This is a genomic window from Providencia sp. PROV076, from assembly GCF_028483405.1.
In the GTDB taxonomy this organism is placed as follows: Bacteria; Pseudomonadota; Gammaproteobacteria; order Enterobacterales; family Enterobacteriaceae; genus Providencia; species Providencia huaxiensis.
Genome location: NZ_JAMPRR010000045.1, coordinates 1 through 19,579, shown reverse-complemented (window position 1 = coordinate 19,579; position 19,579 = coordinate 1). Strand labels below are relative to the sequence as shown.

Annotated in this window: 18 protein-coding genes; 2 read left to right on the top strand and 16 right to left on the bottom strand. The window is 40.7% G+C overall.

Annotated elements, in window-relative coordinates:
* Positions 1-78: 78 nt before the first annotated feature.
* The 8 genes from fusA to fkpA form a co-directional block, all read right to left on the bottom strand.
* Positions 79-2,205, bottom strand: a complete 2,127-nt coding sequence (fusA, locus tag PSF67_RS21355; RefSeq protein ID WP_102138914.1) for an elongation factor G — start codon at positions 2,203-2,205, stop codon at positions 79-81.
* Positions 2,206-2,294: 89 nt separating this feature from the next.
* A complete protein-coding gene (gene rpsG, locus PSF67_RS21350) occupies positions 2,295-2,765 on the bottom strand; it encodes a 30S ribosomal protein S7 (protein WP_004262486.1) in 471 nt (156 codons plus the stop codon).
* A gap of 97 nt (positions 2,766-2,862) precedes the next feature.
* Entirely contained in the window at positions 2,863-3,237 is a 375-nt protein-coding gene (gene rpsL / locus PSF67_RS21345; protein WP_004265905.1) for a 30S ribosomal protein S12, read from the bottom strand.
* 136 nt (positions 3,238-3,373) lie between these two features.
* Complete coding sequence (tusB, locus tag PSF67_RS21340) at positions 3,374-3,661, bottom strand: sulfurtransferase complex subunit TusB (RefSeq protein ID WP_102138913.1); 288 nt, start codon at positions 3,659-3,661, stop codon at positions 3,374-3,376.
* Between the two features lie 57 nt (positions 3,662-3,718).
* Positions 3,719-4,048, bottom strand: coding sequence for a sulfurtransferase complex subunit TusC (gene tusC, locus PSF67_RS21335; RefSeq protein ID WP_407072566.1), 330 nt, complete (start codon positions 4,046-4,048; stop codon positions 3,719-3,721).
* A 54-nt stretch (positions 4,049-4,102) separates the two neighbouring features.
* On the bottom strand, positions 4,103-4,507 hold the full coding sequence (gene tusD, locus PSF67_RS21330; protein WP_102138911.1) for a sulfurtransferase complex subunit TusD: 405 nt from the start codon (positions 4,505-4,507) through the stop codon (positions 4,103-4,105).
* Positions 4,504-5,208 carry a helix-turn-helix transcriptional regulator gene (locus PSF67_RS21325; protein WP_102138910.1) on the bottom strand — a complete coding sequence of 235 codons (705 nt, stop codon included), beginning with the start codon at positions 5,206-5,208 and terminating at the stop codon, positions 4,504-4,506. The genes tusD and PSF67_RS21325 overlap by 4 nt, the downstream gene beginning before the upstream one ends.
* Positions 5,209-5,505: 297 nt before the next feature.
* The gene (fkpA, locus tag PSF67_RS21320) at positions 5,506-6,249 is read right to left on the bottom strand and encodes an FKBP-type peptidyl-prolyl cis-trans isomerase (RefSeq protein ID WP_102138909.1); all 744 of its coding nucleotides are present in this window, start codon (positions 6,247-6,249) and stop codon (positions 5,506-5,508) included.
* Between the two features lie 244 nt (positions 6,250-6,493).
* On the opposite strand from fkpA, the gene PSF67_RS21315 reads away from it, so the two are divergent.
* The gene (locus PSF67_RS21315; protein ID WP_004262507.1) at positions 6,494-6,715 is read left to right on the top strand and encodes a SlyX family protein; all 222 of its coding nucleotides are present in this window, start codon (positions 6,494-6,496) and stop codon (positions 6,713-6,715) included.
* An 80-nt stretch (positions 6,716-6,795) separates the two neighbouring features.
* Here PSF67_RS21315 and slyD read toward each other — a convergent pair whose 3' ends face one another.
* The 4 genes from slyD to kefG all read right to left on the bottom strand — a co-directional run bounded on the left by slyD (position 6,796) and on the right by kefG (position 10,063).
* On the bottom strand, positions 6,796-7,401 hold the full coding sequence (gene slyD / locus PSF67_RS21310; protein ID WP_004262508.1) for a peptidylprolyl isomerase: 606 nt from the start codon (positions 7,399-7,401) through the stop codon (positions 6,796-6,798).
* Between the two features lie 86 nt (positions 7,402-7,487).
* A complete protein-coding gene (locus tag PSF67_RS21305; protein WP_102138906.1) occupies positions 7,488-7,691 on the bottom strand; it encodes a YheV family putative zinc ribbon protein in 204 nt (67 codons plus the stop codon).
* A 9-nt stretch (positions 7,692-7,700) separates the two neighbouring features.
* Positions 7,701-9,509: a glutathione-regulated potassium-efflux system protein KefB gene (kefB, locus tag PSF67_RS21300; RefSeq protein WP_195698090.1), complete on the bottom strand. Its 1,809-nt coding sequence runs from the start codon at positions 9,507-9,509 to the stop codon at positions 7,701-7,703.
* Positions 9,509-10,063 (bottom strand): glutathione-regulated potassium-efflux system ancillary protein KefG, encoded by a 555-nt coding sequence (gene kefG, locus PSF67_RS21295; protein ID WP_272677595.1) that lies wholly within the window; start codon positions 10,061-10,063, stop codon positions 9,509-9,511. Before kefG ends, kefB begins: the two co-directional genes overlap by 1 nt.
* A gap of 222 nt (positions 10,064-10,285) precedes the next feature.
* Here kefG and PSF67_RS21290 point away from each other — a divergent pair, with 222 nt between their 5' ends.
* On the top strand, positions 10,286-12,211 hold the full coding sequence (locus tag PSF67_RS21290) for an ABC transporter ATP-binding protein (RefSeq protein ID WP_195698089.1): 1,926 nt from the start codon (positions 10,286-10,288) through the stop codon (positions 12,209-12,211).
* A 166-nt stretch (positions 12,212-12,377) separates the two neighbouring features.
* Here PSF67_RS21290 and PSF67_RS21285 read toward each other — a convergent pair whose 3' ends face one another.
* The 4 genes from PSF67_RS21285 to PSF67_RS21270 all read right to left on the bottom strand — a co-directional run.
* Positions 12,378-13,619, bottom strand: a complete 1,242-nt coding sequence (locus PSF67_RS21285; RefSeq protein ID WP_272677594.1) for an HlyD family efflux transporter periplasmic adaptor subunit — start codon at positions 13,617-13,619, stop codon at positions 12,378-12,380.
* Positions 13,606-15,843, bottom strand: a complete 2,238-nt coding sequence (locus PSF67_RS21280; RefSeq protein ID WP_430442464.1) for a type I secretion system permease/ATPase — start codon at positions 15,841-15,843, stop codon at positions 13,606-13,608. Before PSF67_RS21280 ends, PSF67_RS21285 begins: the two co-directional genes overlap by 14 nt.
* Positions 15,844-15,857: 14 nt before the next feature.
* Positions 15,858-17,102, bottom strand: coding sequence for a TolC family protein (locus PSF67_RS21275; protein WP_272677592.1), 1,245 nt, complete (start codon positions 17,100-17,102; stop codon positions 15,858-15,860).
* 183 nt (positions 17,103-17,285) lie between these two features.
* Positions 17,286-19,579: Ig-like domain-containing protein (locus PSF67_RS21270; RefSeq protein WP_272677591.1), on the bottom strand; the 2,294-nt coding region annotated here is incomplete at its 5' end.

The following is a 19,579-nucleotide window of genomic DNA, read 5'->3' as shown; positions in this document are numbered from 1 at the left end:
CGACTCTATTCCTTATGGAGTTCCCTCTTCACGATAAAGAAGGAACTTAAATTAAAGTAGTTAACCGATAAAAATCGATTATTTAGCGTTACGAGCTTCGATTACAGCTTGTGCAACGTTGTTTGGTGCTTCATTGTACTTCAGGAACTCCATAGAGTATGAAGCACGACCTTGTGTCTGAGAACGCAGGTCAGTAGCATAACCGAACATTTCTGACAATGGTACTTGTGCACGAACGACTTTACCAGTAGGCAGGTCATCCATACCTTCAATCATACCACGACGACGGTTCAGGTCACCAATAACATCACCCATGTAGTCTTCTGGTGTTTCCACTTCAACTTTCATGATTGGCTCAAGCAGAACTGGTTTAGCTTTTTTGAAGCCATCTTTAAACGCGATTGAAGCCGCAAGTTTAAACGCCAATTCAGAGGAGTCAACATCATGGTAAGAACCGAAATGTAAACGAACACCCATGTTAACAACCGGGTAACCAGCTAATGGACCAGATTTCAGCTGTTCTTGGATACCTTTGTCAACTGCAGGGATGTATTCAGTTGGAATCACACCACCTTTGATGTCGTTGGCAAATTCGTAATCCATTTGAACGCCGTCTTTATCGTTTTTGTTCAGTGGGAACATATCGATAACGACATGACCGTACTGACCACGACCACCAGACTGTTTCGCGTGTTTACCTTCGATATCAGTCACTTTCATAGTGATTGCTTCACGGTAAGCAACTTGAGGTTTACCAACGTTCGCTTCAACTTTAAATTCACGACGCATACGGTCAACCAGAACGTCCAAGTGCAATTCACCCATACCAGCGATGATAGTCTGATTAGTCTCTTCATCACTTGATACGCGGAATGATGGGTCTTCTTGAGCCAAGCGGCCTAATGCGATACCCATTTTTTCTTGGTCAGCTTTAGTTTTTGGTTCAATTGCAACAGAGATTACTGGCTCTGGGAATTCCATACGCTCCAGGATGATTGGTGCATCAACAGCACATAAAGTATCACCTGTAGTTACGTCTTTCAGACCGATTGCAGCCGCGATGTCACCAGCGCGAACTTCTTTAATCTCTTCACGTTTGTTAGCGTGCATCTGTACGATACGGCCAAAACGTTCTTTTTTCGATTTCACTGCGTTCAGAACTGTGTCACCTGAGTTAACAACACCAGAGTAAACACGGAAGAACGTTAAGTTACCAACGAATGGGTCAGTTGCAATTTTAAATGCTAATGATGAGAATGGCTCATCATCACTTGCGTGACGCTCTGCAGGTGTGTCTTTACCGTCATCCAGAATACCATTGATTGCAGGTACATCTGTTGGCGCAGGTAAGTAATCAACCACCGCATCCAGCATCGCCTGAACACCTTTGTTCTTAAATGCAGAACCACAGGTAACCAGGATAATTTCGCTTGCAAGAACACGTTGACGTAATGCAGCTTTAATTTCTGCTTCAGTCAGTTCTTCACCGCCCAGATATTTTTCCATCAGTTCTTCTGATGCTTCTGCTGCGGTTTCGATCAGGTTGTTGTGCCACTCTTCAGCTGCTTCTTGCATGCTCGCAGGGATATCTTCGTATTCGAAGGTAACGCCCTGGTCTTCATCGCTCCACTTAATTGCTTTCATTTTCAGCAAGTCAACAACACCTGTGAACGCTTCTTCTGCACCGACTGGTAATTGCAGTGGAACTGCGTTAGCTGCTAAACGTGATTTTAATTGCTCAACAACACGTAAGAAGTTCGCACCCATACGGTCCATTTTGTTAACGAACGCGATACGTGGAACTTTATATTTGTTAGCCTGACGCCATACAGTTTCAGACTGTGGCTGAACACCACCAACTGCACAGTAAACCATTACTGCGCCATCAAGAACACGCATAGAACGTTCTACTTCGATTGTGAAGTCAACGTGTCCCGGGGTGTCGATGATGTTGATACGGTGTGGCTCATACTGTTTTGCCATACCAGACCAGAATGCAGTAGTCGCTGCAGATGTGATAGTAATACCACGCTCTTGCTCCTGCTCCATCCAGTCCATTGTTGCAGAACCTTCGTGAGTTTCACCAATTTTATGGTTTACACCAGTATAGAACAGAATACGTTCAGAAGTTGTGGTTTTACCGGCGTCGATGTGTGCACTGATACCGATATTACGATAACGTGCTATGGGCGTTTGACGGGCCATTTTTTCCTCTCTCGTGGGCGTTCAATGCTTCATATAAAGGGTAGCAAATGGCTACCCTGAGATACATCACTAATGTAGGTAAGAAATAATTACCAACGATAGTGTGCGAACGCCTTGTTAGCTTCTGCCATACGGTGAACGTCTTCACGTTTCTTAACAGCGGAACCTTTGTTCTCAGCAGCGTCTGATAATTCATTTGCCAGGCGAAGTGCCATAGATTTATCACCGCGTTTACGAGCAGCATCAACGATCCAACGCATTGCCAGGGCATTACGACGAACCGGGCGAACTTCAACTGGAACTTGGTAAGTTGAACCACCAACACGGCGGGATTTAACTTCCACAGTCGGACGCACGTTATCCAGTGCTAATTCGAATGCATCAAGTTCAGTTTTACCAGAACGCTGAGCAAGGGTCTCAAGTGCGTTATATACGATTGCTTCAGCAGTAGATTTTTTCCCGTCTACCATCAGGATATTTACAAATTTGGCCAGTAATTCTGATCCGAACTTAGGATCTGGAAGAATTTTACGTTGACCTATTACGCGACGACGTGGCATGGATATGACTCCGTTGTTAATTCAGGTTTGTCCAAAACTCTACGAGAGTATTTTGACATTAAGATTAAAATGTTTGGCCTTACTTAACGGAAATCCATTAAGCCTTAGGTTTCTTCGCGCCGTATTTAGAACGAGCTTGCTTACGGTCTTTAACACCAGAACAGTCCAGTGCACCGCGAACGGTGTGATAACGCACACCTGGTAAGTCTTTAACACGACCACCACGGATAAGGATAACGGAGTGCTCCTGCAAGTTGTGGCCTTCACCACCGATGTAGGAAGAAACTTCGAAACCGTTAGTTAAACGAACACGGCATACTTTACGTAATGCTGAGTTTGGTTTCTTAGGAGTGGTAGTATATACACGAGTACATACGCCACGTTTTTGCGGGCAAGCTTCCAGTGCTGGAACGTTGCTTTTAACAACTTTCGAGCTACGAGATTTGCGTACCAGCTGATTAATAGTTGCCATTATTAAAAAAGCTCCTGGTTTTATTGCTTCGTAAACACGGATTTTGACCTCGTTCGCCAACATGACGATACACGAGGACGCGAAATTTTATTGCTGACTGGCTCAGGTGTCAAGAAATATACAACTTTTAATGCCTTTATATGGCAAAATGTTGTTTTTGGACTTCTGTTAGCTTCACAAAACCTTGATATGTGATCACAGAAACTGTGGTTGAGAGGGTATTTTGCAACCCGCGAGCGTTGATGTCGACATCCAAAGCGTACAGCTGCGCGCCTGTTTTTTGTAATGCAGCAAGAAAAGGCGACTGTGCGACTGCCGCAACCACGCCATCCTGCATCAGTAAAACTACGTCTTCAGCCGTAATAAAACCTAGCATCGCAGAAAAATCACATTTAAATGGAGATGTTGCTAATGTATACAGCATAGAAAAGATCCTACTATAGATCAAAACCTAACCCAAGCTCAAAATTCGCACAATAGATTAAAAATTAAGCACCACATCACATTCCGCTATTTTAGCTCTGATCTCTTTCTTGTTGAGAATTGTTGGAGTCACAACCCATTCACCATTCTCCCCCAACCCTCTTTCTTGTAGCGAAGCACTGCAGAGATAAATTTTTTCAATGTCATATAATGGCAATATTTTAAATGTAACGATGTAATCTCGGGCAAGCACTTCAGCAGGGTGTTGATTTGCTAGAAGCTGGTAGACACCATCAGAGAGAAAAAACACCTGAATGTCTTCTGTCAGCGCTGAAGTTGCTAATAATGCATCTAGCCCTTCTCGGCCACTGGCATTTCCATGGGGCATGGTTGTAAAGACAAAAGCTATTTTTTTCACACGATACCTTGTATTGAGCTGTTCTTAGAATTGAATCGTTCGGTCTGTGGTTATCATCGCTTCAGCAAGGCTCCCTAACCCGCTCATGATAAAGCCCTCAGCAAGGTTAGCCGTTGGAAGAGATAAGCTTTGCGCTTGTTCTTGGTCAACCACTCCTCGACGCAGCGCAGCGGAAACACAGATATGCATTTCACACCCAGATTGTTTTGCGAGTTCTTGCCAAGCTGGAACTAAATTAAATTCATCTGTTGCCGGTGATGTGAGCAGGTTCGCATTGAAAACACCATCACGATAAAAAAAGAGTGTTTTCAATATATGCCCTTCTTCAAGAAGGGCTTTTGCAAATTGATACGCACTTGCTGCTTGTTGTGTACCGTAAGCAGGGCCTGTCACAACTAAGCAGTAAGTTAACGAATTTATATTACTCATTCACCACTCTTGAATTGACGAATGTATAAGTAAACGGTGTGTTTAGAAATATTCAGGCGGTCTGCAACTTGGTTAATGGCATCTTTAATATCGAAAATACCTTTTTCGTATAAATTAAGGACCACTTGCTTGTTTTTCGCATTATTCGAAACATTACGGTCAGCGCCAACTTCTTCGATCGTATATTCCAATGTTTGCGCGACAAGATCATCAACTGAAGAGGCAAAATTCACATCTGAAGTGACTTCTTGTTTGGTTTCTGGAACAAACGATTGAATAATTTCAGAGAACGGCACATCTAGGTTCATATTAATGCATAGTAAGCCAATCACACGTTGCTTGCGGTTACGAATTGCAATAGTCACGGATTTCATTAAATCACCGCTTTTTGCTTTCGTAAAATAAGCCTTCGATACATTCGATTCTTCGTCTGCCATATCATGCAGCATTCTCAACGCAAGGTCTGTTATCGGTGAGCCGATTTTACGCCCAGTGTGTTGGCCATTTGCGATTCTAACTGCAGAGCAGTTTAGGTCTTCTAAAGAGTGAAGAACAATTTCACAATGCCCACCGATTAGCATTGCCAGACCATCCACCGCGGCTTCATATGATTTTAAAATTTCATGGTCTGTCTCAGAAAAGGGTTGGTTATCCAATATGTTAATATCGCTGAGGTCGTGTGATTGTATAGAATCAGACATTTCAACATCATCCTTCTAATGTAAAAACTCATCCTGTTGACTAAAAAGGCGTTCATTATTCGACTATTTGGCCTTCATTACTTTGTTTGTAGCCAACAATTGTGATGATAAAAAATAAAATAGAGTCTTCTGAAGTTAAAACTCCAAGACGTTGCCGTCAAGCGAATGAATGCAAGACAGTCTGTTTTATCACAAGTTTTAAACAATTTGAGAATTTTTTTGATGAGAAAGACAAAAAAGCCCAAGGCATGAATGCATTGGGCTCAAAAATACACTTAGCTAATGCTTAGTGAGTGCTTATTTCGCGGCAGGTTTGATATCTAATAATTCAACATCAAAGACTAACGTTGAATTTGCAGGGATACCCGGCACGCCATTTTCACCATAAGCTAATTCAGCTGGGATCACTAACTGCATTTTCCCGCCTTTTTTCAGGTTAACTAAACCTTCAGTCCAGCCTTTAATGACTGAGTTTAATGGAATAGTCAGTGGCTCGTTACGTGAATATGAGCTGTCGAATTCAGTACCGTCAATCAGTGAACCTTTATAGTGAACTACGACAGTTTCATCTGCTTTAGGTTTCGCACCTGTACCGTCTTTTTCAATTTTGTACAGTAAGCCTGATTTGGTTTTAACTACGCCTTTTTCTTTAGCGTATTTCTCGCGATACTCAGCACCTTTTTTCTCATTCGCTGCTGATTCGTCTTTCATTTTTTTGTCAGCTGCTTCTTTGACTTGGCCTTCAAATTGACGCAGGGTTTCTTCAACTTCTGCATCGGTCATTTTGCTTTTGCCGTTAAATGCATCTTGAACACCTGCCAGTAATTGAGCTTTGTCCAAATTAATACCGATTGTTTTCTGTTCTTCTAAAGAATTCTGCATGTAGCGACCTAAAGATGCACCCAATGCATACGCATTACGCTCTTCTGCGTTTTTGAATGCGCTGCTTTGTGCTTTGGCTTCCGCTGCCATCACTTGCGGAGCAGCAAAAGTAAATGCTAGCGTAGTTGCTAAAAGGCTTGCCTTAAACAGTGATTTCATCCTAGTCTCCGATAACTTTTATTCGATTATATTCGAATAGCGAACTATTCGTTTTGTGGATAGGGCTCTTTAAGTTTAGACCCGTTATCCCATTGAGTATTAAAAAATATAAGAACTACTGAGACCACATTAACAAAAAGTCGTTTCATCGCCTATATCTTTAACTAAAACTTATCTGTTGATTTGTAATGTTCGGTTATTATGATGGTTTAATTACGATATAAACGCTTAAGGAGAGTCGAATATGGACTCATCTGATACATTTGAACAACGTTTGGAACTTTTAGAAAGTAAAGTTGCCTTTCAAGAACTGGCTATTGAGCAACTTAATCAGGTTATTACTGACCAGCAAATGCAAATGAGCCGCCTTCAAGAACACTTGCGCATTGTGGCTGAAAGACTGAAATCATCCCAAGATTCTCACTTAGCAAGACCTGAAGAAGAAACGCCGCCACCACATTATTAATTTAGAATGCAAAACCATTGATTTTAAATGCAAAAAAGGAAGCTTTCGCTTCCTTTTTTTACAAACACTAATACCGCGTATTAGTGGCAGCCGCAACCGCCTTGTTTGTGACCATGTCCGTGGCCTTCACCGCCACCGCAGCAGCCGCCTTCTGAACCGTGGCTATGACCGCCACCACCACAGCAACCACCTTCGTGGTCGTGGTCATGGTCGTGACCGCCTGCACCATGGACGTGGCCATGTGCAATTTCTTCTTCTGTTGCTTCACGGATAGCCATGATTTCAACATTAAATTTCAGGTTTTGACCTGCTAACATGTGGTTACCATCAACGATAACTTCATCACCTTCGATACCGGTGATTTCAACAGGAACAGGGCCCATGTCAGTGTCAGCTAAGAAACGCATGCCCACTTCTAGCTCATCAACGCCCATAAATACATCTTTAGGAACACGTTGAACTAAGTTGTCATCGTATTGACCATATGCGTCATCTGAAGCTACTTCAACATCGAAGTTTTCGCCTACAGAACGGCCTTCTAATGCTTTTTCTAAACCTGAAATTAAAGACCCACGACCATGCAAATAGTCCATTGGTGCGCTTGCTGGTGATTCATCAACTAAAACACCGTCTTCTGTTCTTACTTGATAAGCCAAGCTGACCACCAAGTCTTTTGCTACTTTCATGACATCTCCTACTACCCGTAAGGGAAAAATTTTTGCCAATTGTACCGAAAAACTATGATGATGTATTGAGAATTGACAAATTTCTATTATTCAGGTGTAAAAATTCCAATAACCTGCTCTTTTTGTCTAACATGCCCCGTTGCTTCATCCCCCGCTTGGCGCTGTTGGTCACCGCAATTGACACACTCCACAACATCAATTTTATCTTCACGCCACATCATTAAAGTGTCTTGTGACTTGCATTTAGGGCAAGTCGCCCCTGCAATAAAGCGTTTACGTGTTGAAGACATTTCTAACCCTTATTGTTCATTATTCCAGCTATGAGGCTGGCGATGCTCTCGTTGCATTTCTTTTTCAAAGAGCTCATTAAGTTCACGGCGCGCCTCTTTAATGCGTGAAATTTGCCCGCTATCACTATTTTCATTTTCAGGGTAGATATCCCTGAGCATTTTCATGTCTAAACGGCGGAAATGCTGTTTGGCACGATAGGCTTTATGAGGATGCATTCCTGTGCTAACAAGAGCTTTACTACCTAATTCAAGCGCACTTGAGAATGTTTCACGGCTGAAATCAGTGACCCCACATTGTAATAGCTCATGTGCCTCAAGACGACCTTTAGCGCGTGCAATAATATGCAAGTTAGGGAAATTTTCTTGGCAAATTTGCACAATTTCCATCACTTCTTCTGGCACATCACTGGTGATCACAATTGACTTCGCTTTATCTGCTCCTGCGGAACGCAATAACTGCAGTTCACGCGCATCACCATAATATACGGTATAGCCGTAGCGGCGCATGGTACCAATTGCTGTAACATCTTGTTCTAGCACGGTGATTTTAACCTTGTTAGCCATCAATAAGCGGCCAACCACCTGCCCCATGCGGCCAAAACCGACCAAAATAACATGCGGGTCATTGTCTTCCACAAACGGTTTTTCACTCGAGGCTGGTTGTTGATTATAACGGTAGTTCAAATAGGCATCTATCAGCTGCATCACAAGTGGCGTAGTCATCATGGAAAGTGTGACAACCACCAGCAGTAAGTCCATTTGCCATTCATTAATCACACTTGCCCCAAAGGCAGTTCCATAGATCACAAAAGCAAATTCACCACCTTGGCTAAGTACCCCGGAAAATTGCGCTCTTGCACCATTTCGAAGCCTAGCCGCTAAACTCAGGCCGTAAAGTACCAATGCTTTGACTCCGACTAATACTGCAACGGCAATCAATACTTGTGGTAAATAGGCCCATAGCACATCTAAATTTAATGACATACCTACTGAAATAAAAAATAGCCCCAGTAATAACCCTTTAAATGGCTCGATATTAATTTCCAGTTCATGGCGAAACTCTGTTTCCGCTAACATGACCCCTGCCATAAAGGTGCCCAGTGCCATAGAAAACCCAAGGCTTTCCATAATAAGTGCGGAGCCTAATACCACCAGTAATGCTGCAGCCGTAAAAATTTCATGAACGCCAGATTTAGCGGCAAGCCTGAACATCGGTCGTAATAAATAGCGGCCAACTACCCATAAGCCTGCGAATGCTACTATTTTCAAGCCAATTTTTTGCCAATCGCTGGTTGCGGAGTCCCCGGCTAACAATGGGATCAGCGCCATAATAGGAATAACGGCCATATCTTGAAATAACAAAACAGAGAAACCAAGTTGCCCACTTTCTTTATTGGACATCCCTTTTTCGTTCATCAACTGAAGTGCCATTGCCGTTGAAGACATCGCCATTCCTAATCCACCGACAATGGCGGCTTGCCAAGAGAATTTGGCTAAAAATAACAATGACGCCATGATAGCAGCGGTCACAACCACTTGAAGCGTACCAACACCAAAAATCGAGCGCCTAAGTTCCCATAATTTAGAAGGCTTGAGCTCTAAACCAATGAGAAACATCAGGAACACCACCCCCATTTCGGAGAAGTGTAAAATATCATCAACATTACGAATAAAGCCGAAAACAAATGGCCCAATCATGATCCCTGCAAGCAAATACCCAAGCACAGCACCTAAGCGGATTTTTTGTGCGATCGGCACCATTATTACCCCTGCACAGAGGAAAATAATAACGGACTCAAATAGCCCCAGTTCTGACATTAGGATAACCCTCCCGCGCCTAGTGGTTGTTGCATCCATTGGCGGTAGTCATCAATAAGCTGTTCAAAGCGTTCTTTCGGCTGCCGACGTGCTGCATAAATAATGGTTGGTTCCAGCCACTGCATATCACACATTAATGCGGTCAATTCAAATGGGCGAAGTATTTCCGTGAGTGGGTAATGGTTATACCCATCATATTGGTAAGCGTGAATGGGCTCTCCGGTGGTGATCACCGAGCGCCAGTATTTGCCTTTTAATTTTTGATACCCCACGTCGGTAGCAAAACGGCGAGTTAACACGCGGTCAAACCACTCTTTCAACAATGCAGGGCAACTATAAGTATAAAGGGGATGCTGAAAAACAATGATATCGTGCTGGCACAATAATTTTTGTTCCGCGGTAACATCAATAAAATAATCTGGATAAATTGCGTATAAATCGTGCACAGTTACATGGTCAAAATCATGTATAGCACCCAGTAACGCCTTATTAGCCATAGATTCGTCGGGGTCCGGGTGAGCATAGACCACTAGCACTTTCGGTGTATTTGACATCTTTCCCTCCTCAAAGGCGTGTCAGACGGAACATTTTCCGTTACCATGCAGCCTGCTATACTCGTCATACTTCACGTTGCTGTGTTGTTGACTACGCGCATTCGCACTAGTCACCTGCTTAAGTAGGCTCCTAGCGACTCATTTGCTTGTCGCCTAACAGTACCGTGAATTATTTAGAGTATATACGTTGATAATTTAACATATTTTTAATAGACGGTTGCTATGATTGTTTTCTCTTCACTCCAAATTCGCCGAGGTGTTCGTGTCCTGCTGGACAATGCCACTGCGACTATTAACCCCGGCCAAAAAGTTGGTTTAGTGGGTAAAAACGGCTGCGGTAAATCGACGCTTCTTGCGTTATTAAAAGGCGAATTACAAGCTGAAGCAGGTTCTGCAACCTTTCCAAGCAATTGGTCCATGGCATGGGTGAACCAAGAAACCCCTGCGCTTGATGTGCCCGCTCTTGAGTATGTGATTGATGGTGATCGCGAGTTCCGAGCCTTAGAACAAAAACTTCAGCAAGCCAATGAAAAAAATGATGGCCATGCCATTGCTGTCGTACATGGGCAACTTGATGCCATTGATGCATGGACTATCCGTTCTCGCGCATCCAGTTTGCTACATGGTTTAGGTTTCAGCCAAGCACAGCTAGATTCCCCAGTAAAATCATTTTCCGGTGGATGGCGAATGCGTTTGAACTTGGCGCAGGCTTTGTTATGCCGCTCAGATTTGTTGCTGCTCGATGAGCCGACCAACCACCTTGATTTAGATGCAGTAATTTGGTTAGAAAAATGGTTGAAAAGCTACCAAGGCACCCTGATTTTGATTTCCCATGATAGGGATTTCCTCGACCCGATTATTGATAAAGTCCTGCATATCGAACAAGAAACGATGTTTGAATACACGGGTAACTACTCGTCATTTGAACGCCAACGCGCAACAAAGCTCGCTCAACAGCAAGCGTTATATGAAAGCCAACAAGCCAAAGCGGCGCATTTACAAAGTTATATTGACCGCTTTAGAGTGCAAGCCACCAAAGCCAAACAAGCACAAAGCCGTATTAAGATGCTTGAAAGAATGGAAATGGTCGCTCCGGCTCATGTGGATAACCCATTCCATTTTTCATTCCGTAAACCAGAAAGCTTACCGAATCCATTATTAAAAATGGAAAAAGTCAGCGCTGGCTATGGTGAAAAAGTCATTTTGCAATCCATTAAACTGAACTTAGTACCGGGTTCACGCATTGGCCTACTGGGGCGCAATGGCGCGGGTAAATCAACTTTAATCAAAATGTTAGCGGGTGATTTACCACCATTGCAGGGAGAAATCGCCCTCGCAAAAGGGATTAAACTCGGTTATTTCGCCCAGCACCAATTAGAGTATTTACACCCTGAAGAGTCACCTTTGCAGCATCTTGCTCGCCTTGCACCAGAGCAAACTGAGCAGCAGTTACGTGACTATTTAGGTGGTTTTGGCTTCAAAGGCGACCAAGTGACTGACCCAAGCGGCCGTTTCTCTGGCGGTGAAAAGGCCCGTTTAGTACTCGCTTTAATCGTCTGGCAGCGCCCAAATTTACTGCTACTCGATGAGCCAACTAACCACCTGGACTTAGATATGCGCCAAGCACTTACCGAAGCCTTAATGGCCTTCGAAGGGGCTTTAGTTGTCGTTTCCCATGATAGGCATTTACTGCGTACCACCACCGATGAACTGTATTTAGTCCATGGCGGTTCTGTCGAGCAATTTGACGGTGATTTAGAAGATTACCAACAATGGCTAGCTGAGCAAAATAAGCTCGAATTACAGCAAGTTCGTGATCAACAAGAGAAAGACAAGCCAGCAGCCGCGGCAACGGTTACAGCACAAGATAGAAAAGATCAAAAACGTCGTGAAGCTGAATTTCGTCAGTTAACTCAGCCTATCCGTAAAAAAATTACGGAATTGGAAAAGCAGATGGATAAACACTCCAACGCGCTGAGTGAGCTAGAAGCAAAACTTTCTGATGCTTCCATTTATGAACAAGATAAGAAAGCTGAATTGACGGAATGTTTGAAAAAACAAACTGAACATAAAGCCGCGCTTGAAGATGTCGAAATGGAGTGGATGGATTTGCAGGAACAGTTAGAAACCATGACCAGTGAGTCATGAAGCATTACCCTGATATTTAAGTTTGAGTAAGATGAGAGCTTAATAATGCTCTCATCTTGTCTTGTCTTATCGCATGTTCCGCTGAGTCATATATAACACAACACACGGAAATATAACTAAAATACTATTATTTTGTTATAAAAATAATATCGTTGACGTATGGAATTTATCTTTCGGTTAATGCCTGCTTCATCCGTGTGATCGGCTTAATAAGGTAATCAAAAACACTTTTCTCACCCGTTTTAATATCAACGGAAGCAATCATTCCAGGAATGATATCCATTTTATTGTTATTTTTATCGAGTAAGTAATTCGTTTCTGTTTCAACAATAATACGATAAAACGTTTCTTCTTGATTTAATTTTAAATCATTACGCTGATTGTTATTACTTAAAGTGTCAGGGCTGATCAATTTTACAGTCCCTTTTAACCCACCATAAATAGCATAGTCATAAGCGGTTATTTTTACTACTGCAGGCATCTCTGGTCTTAAAAAAGCAACATCTTGTGGCCGAATATAAGCCTCAACCATTAATTTGTCATCTAATGGAATAATTTCTAAGATATCTTGCCCGGTATTAACAACGCCACCCACTGTCGTGATTTTAATATTTTTCACGATACCACGTACAGGTGCGTGAATCTCTGAACGTATAACATGATCTTCACGCATGCCCATATTTTCTTTGGCTTGAGCAAGCTCAGAACCAACACGAATTAATTCCTCATTCGCCTCTGCAATATAATTATTTTCACGCTCATTGATTTGTGTTGCTAGCTCAACAGACTGTCTTTCCATGCGTAACAATTCCACATGTGATACCAAGCCTTCTTTAGCTAAAGGTCGAGTGATTGCAATTTCTCTATCTAATAAGTTTTTACTTTGTCTTAAACCCGCAATAGCTTCGTCTCTTTGCCTTTTTTTTGCATTAAATGCATTCATTTCACGTTCCACTAACTTTTGGTCATTGACTGCCGAAAAGTCAGGTTCTTCATTACGTGATTCACTATATAATCGGATATATATTGCTTCTAAATTTTGTACCTTCGCTTGGCTTTCCCGCAAGACTGCCATACTTCTTGCATCATCTAACTTGAGAAGAATTTGCCCTTTTTCAACGATATCACCTTCTTTAACAAACATTTCTTCAATATTACCGGGATCGATACTTTGAATGACTTGTTCACGACTACTAGGAATAATCGTTCCCTGGCCTCGAATTATCTCTTCTAAATCACTGAAATAAGCCCAAATAATAAAAACAGTCAATAACAGTGCTAAGAATAGGATCGGAAGAAACAGTAATGTATGCCGCTCTTTTTTCATCACTGACTGTAAATCATGTGAAAAATCATGAGATTGATAACTGTTTTTGCTCTTCTCGGAAGATTGCTTATGCTTGTTCATGTTCAACCTTCCCTTCATGTTGTTTTATAGCGTGTCTAACCTGTGAAACAATACGAACTTGTGGCACAGCTGGGCGCTGAACTCTCGGTTTATCTGTGTTCACTGCTTTTTCTATATCATCTTTCTTTTCTAATGTTTTAAGCACCGAATCTTTAGGGCCATCTAGTACAATTCGGCCATTATCAACAACAATAATACGATCGACTAAACTCAAAATAGGTAATTTATGTGTCACAACAATAAGTGTTTTATTTTTTGTCCATTCACCAATAGCCGCTAATACGTCTTTTTCCGTTTCAACATCAATTCCTGTGGTTGGCTCATCTAATAAAACAACTTGTGGATTATGCAATGTCAGTTGTACTAAAGAGACAATTTGCTTTTGGCCGCCAGAAAGACCTAAGCCATCTTCACCTAGTGGCATATCTAAGCCAGCCGGATGTTGGCGAATTATTTTATCTAAATGAAAACGCTGCAACGCATGAATTAAGTCGTCATCAGAGGAATAACCGTCAAGGCGGGCAAGGTCTAGATTTTCACGCAATGAACCAAAAAATAACCGTGGTTTCTGTGTTAACATCGCCAATTTACTTCTTAAGTAAATAGGGTCTATTTGGCGAATATCTATATCATCTAAAAATATATTGCCTTCTTGCTGCTCATATAGCCCAGTTAATAATTTTAAAAGGGTGCTTTTTCCACCGCCGATTTTGCCTAAAATGGCCACTTTTTCTCCAGCAGCAATATTTAAATTAATATCTTCCAAGGCTGGTTGGCTATCTTTATTATAACGATAGCTGACATTAGATAACGTCAACGCACCTCTAACGGAGGTCGGTGAAATATATTTTTTATGATCTTCGCGCTCAATTGGACGTTCAAAAATATTTTTAACACCATTTAACGCTGTCCGAGCAGATTGAAAACGCGTTGCTAAGCCTGCAATTTGTCCTAAAGGTGCTAATGCTCGCCCAGACAGTATTACACTAGCAATCAATCCCCCCATAGTAATGCGTGAGTCTACATCACTAGCATGGATCAAATAGGTACCAACAAAAACTAATGCAACAGTATTGATTTGTTGCATTCCCGCACTGAAATTCAACATAAAGTTGGTTAAATTACGGACCTTTATGGATGCGAATGCCGTTTTCTCTGTTAATATTTCCCACCGCTGTTGAGCCCAATTGACTGCATTATTCAACTTTAACGTTTCAATACCTTCGATAGCTTCAACGGCTAAACCCTGTCTCTGAGAGGTTTCTTTCATTGATGCATTAATGCCCTCAGCTAAAGGTTTTTGAATCAAAATACCAGCGATAATAACGATAGGAATAATAGTCAATGGAACTAATGCGAGATAACCGCCAATCATACTGATCACGCCAATGAACAACAGAATGAAAGGCAGGTCAACAAGCGCTATCAAGCTAGCACTCGTCATAAATTCTCGGATGGATTCAAAATCACGTAAATTATTTGCATAAGAGCCAGATGAAGATGGTTTTTTATCTAAGCGAATCCCCATTACTCGGTGAAATAACATAGCGCTTATTATGATATCAGCTTTTTTCCCAGCAATATCAAGAAGGTAACCCCTCAGCATTTTTGCTAAAAATTCAAAGCATATTGCTAGCAGAACACCTATCGATAATACCCATAATGTTTCATACGCTTGATTTGGGATCACTCTATCATAGACATTCATGACATATAGGGAGCTAATTAACGCCAAAACATTAATTACGAATGAAGCTACGATAACTTGATAATAATACTTTTTAAACTGCCAAATTATTTTCCAAAAATGATTTTTTTCGTATTTTTCAATTTCAGAACGGCTCTCAGATTTTATATTTCGTTTTATAAACCAACTATACCCTGAATAATTTTTTGATAGCATTTCAATGCTAATTGACTGACAAATTCCTTCTTTCGTTAAGATTTCAAAATAACGTTCATTATTGTTTTCTTCTATTTTATTAATAACAATAGACTCATTATTTTCAAGTAATATAATAAAAGGAACAGCAATAGTCGGGATAGTTTTTAAATCAATCTCAATCAACTGGTTATCGAATTGATGTGAATTTAACACGTTAACAAGAGAGGAGTAATCTATTGATTTATCACCCTTTCTTTTTGTTTGAGATAGTAATACCTCTGGCAGGATCGCATACCCTAACCACGCAGTAACTAGGGATATATTATTAATAATATTCATGTTATTTTTAGCACTTATTGATTCATCCATGCAGACATTTTTGCCTGCACACTAAGATAACTAAGTGTCGCGTCTCTAAAATCATTTTTCAAAGTGACTGCACTTGTCTGTATATTTGCTAACTCATTATAAGCATCTAATAAATCAATCAATGAACGACGGTTAATCGTAAATTGTTTTTCATAATTGCTGACAACTTTTTTTTGTTCCAAAATATAATTTTTAGCTATAGCTTCTTGTTCTTCACTTTTCATCATATTTATAGCTGCGGATTGGCTCATTTCTTCAATTTCACGAAATGTTATTTTAATTCGCTCATTGGATGCTAATAATGCATACTCTTTTTGTGCTTCACTATAATAACTAGCTTGGTCAAAGATATTCCAAGAAACACGTAAAAAAACCTCTTTATTATCAGGAGTTGCATTTATTTCTAAGTTTAGTGCAGGTTTTCTCATTGCACTTGCGACTTTAACATCTGCATCAAGGCTTTTTGCATCGGCAACCTGTGCTTTATAACTTGGGTTATTTTCCAGATTACTCTCTTGAAAGTTCCGTAAAATTTCAGTGCTATCAGTATTTCGAAACGGGTCAAGAAATTGATCTGCTAATAATTTTCTTTGCGTTAATATCGATAGCTGACTTAACGCTAAATTTAAATTCCGCTCTACTTCAGCTCGGTTCATCTCAACTTTCAAAGTACGTGCTTTAACTTGCGTTAATTCACTTGAACGACCAGGGTCATACTGAATTATCGTATTTAATTTCTCTAATATATGTTGATGACGAGCTAAGTTTTCATCAATGACAACAAGTGTTTCTTTATTTCTTAAAATAAGTAAATAAAGCTGACTAATTCGAACGCTTATATCTTCTTGTGAAAGAACATATTGATTCTCATAGTATTCTTGTTTGAATTTTTCTCTATCAACACCAGCCTCTATTCCTCCCCAAGCATAAACATTCATTGTTGTTTTCACTCCTGGATGAAACCCTGATTCCATAGAATTACTATCATATTTATGATGTTGAGCAACTGGCTGTGTCCCCATCACACTTACCACTGGATAGTGCCCGGAGTTTGCCATTTTCACATTACTTTGTGCGGCTTGGTAATTCGCATAAGCTTCTTGAACTTCAGGCGTATTATATAAAGAATCTTTAAGTAAATTTCTCAATTCAATAACATCAGCTACTGTATTCACAGAGAATACACTCAATAAGAATATAGCCAGAATATTAAAAGCTCTTAATTTCATATTTTAAATATATGTCTATAAAGAAGGATGTAAATACATTTCAACCTATTAATATTAGGAATATTAATATTAATAAAATAAAGAGGCAGGGTTAACCAGCCTTATTACTCATTAACATTTCCATTCATATAAATATATTAAAATGTTGGGGGCATTATTTTTAATACCCCCATAATTATAATTTTAGATTATTGCAGCTTGGTTTTCTTGTAACGCATCTAGCGATGAATTCATGAAACCACTCAAATTGGTTGATGCAATACTCCCATCAACATCCATTTCATGCAGCTCCATAGTATTTTCTTGTGAAAATAGCTTCAGTAATGAAAGGTCACTCGTGATTGGTGATACACTCGTAGACTCTTTAAGATCACTTATATTCACAGTAATTGAAGGTTGATAACTCGTACCGTCATTATCTGTTAGAGTTAAAGTAAACTCTTCTTTATCAACACCAACTGGGCGTGTTGTACTTGGTCGATAAGAGAAATCACCGAAGTTTTTCTCTCCTAAAGAAATTGAAAAGAGCCCACCAGCATTGGTCTTAATCGCGATTTCACCGTTACCGAAATCAGCCCAATTACTTTTATCATTTCCATCAAATGACACTGATTTATTTAATGGATCATATTTGTAAGTTATACCATCGACTTCAACACTAATTGATTTCATTCCATCTGCACCAAAGGTTAAAGATGAAGTTGCATCTTTACCTTTAGAAAAACTACTTTCAATGACATTTTCATTTGGCACATATTTACTCAAAATATTGCCTAAAGAGCTCATGTCTTTCAACACAATCACGTCACTCTGGTCATTATCAGTGCCATGTTTACCATCGAAAGCAACGGGTTTCAGATAATCTGAACCAGTTTTTCCATTATTGACAGTCACCATGTCTTGACCAATTCCGATTGCAACAGAACGAATTCCATTATCTACCAAAAATTCAGTCCACTTATCTTCACCAATATCGGTATAAGCACTTCCTGGAACATAATCTTGAGGTGACTGCTCACTTATTCCTGGATCATAAACATTATTCCCCATATTAGGTGTTCCATCACTAATAAAGAAGAAGGTATTATCAACAGATTGCTCCGTCACAGGACCTGTACCACTTGCTGGAAGATTATTATAACTATCTACGATTTGCTGTAATGCCGCGTCATAGTTAGTATTAACCCCAATATTTAAGCTATGTGATATCTTACCTTGATTACCTTTTAGACTATTGATCAAATCTTTAGCTTCATCCAAAGTAAACCAATGTGAAGTACCATGCGTTGTTTGTAATGATGGATTGATAACCGATGCTTCATCCGCAAAACCATTCAAACTTACACGAACATCACCTGAATCAGCACTATTTAAGCGCTCTTCATAGCTATTTAATAAACTCTCGATTGAATCTAGCGCGGCATCATAGCGTGTTTTTATCGCTGTTCTCGAACTTTCATCTGAAATTCCGCTATCCCTTTTCCCCATGCTGCTAGATAAGTCTAATGAAATAATTACATTCGCATAGAATGTATTATTAGTTGGGGCTTGTACCACGACTTCAACATTATCAGAGAATGGCTTATCATCATGAATAATAATTTCAGTATCAACAATATCTATGCCATTACTTAATCCAAAATCAATTTTGAGTGAATCTGTACCTGCAGGATGATCAACAAGGCCTTTCAAATCAATATGATAATCAACACTAGTTTGGCCATTTTCATTCTTGATATCTGTGACGGTAACAGAAATAACGTCTTTGCCTTCTGAGGTTTTGCCTACAAAGCCATCACTTGTTACTTCCCATATAACAGGTTTACCGCCTGATGTCAGAGTCGTTGTAGGCTCTGTGATTTTGAGATCCTGCTCTGTAGTCGGCTTATCATTAGGATTTGCTAATATTATTGTCCCTGTTGTCACGGCTAAAGCACTATCCGCAGTACCATCTGTTCTGAGCCCTTTTTCATAAACATCCACAACTGATGGTAATGATGGTGTAATTTCAATCGTTACTTCAGCTATGTTGGACACGTTGCCGTTTTTGTCGGTCACTTGGTAGGTGATGGTGTCAATCCCCACTTCCCCTTTCTTCGGGGTGTAAACCAGTTTGCCATCGGCGTCGAATGTTGCCGTGCCTTTGGTGCCGTTGGTCACGATCACCGCAGTGCTTGGGTCGATATCACCATCCAAGTCGGTGTCATTGTGCTGCACATCGATTGTCACTGGCGCACCCTCTTTGGTCACACCATCGTCGTCGTTCGCTACTGGCGCCGCATCGATAGTGACAGTGACGGTCGCAGTGTTGGACACGTTGCCGTTTTTGTCGGTCACTTGGTAGGTGATGGTATCGGTGCCCACTTCCCCACGATTTGGGGTGTAAACTAGCTTACCATCGGCGTCGAATGTTGCCGTGCCTTTGGTGCCGTTAGTCATGATCACCGCAGTGCTTGGGTCGATATCGCCATCTAAAT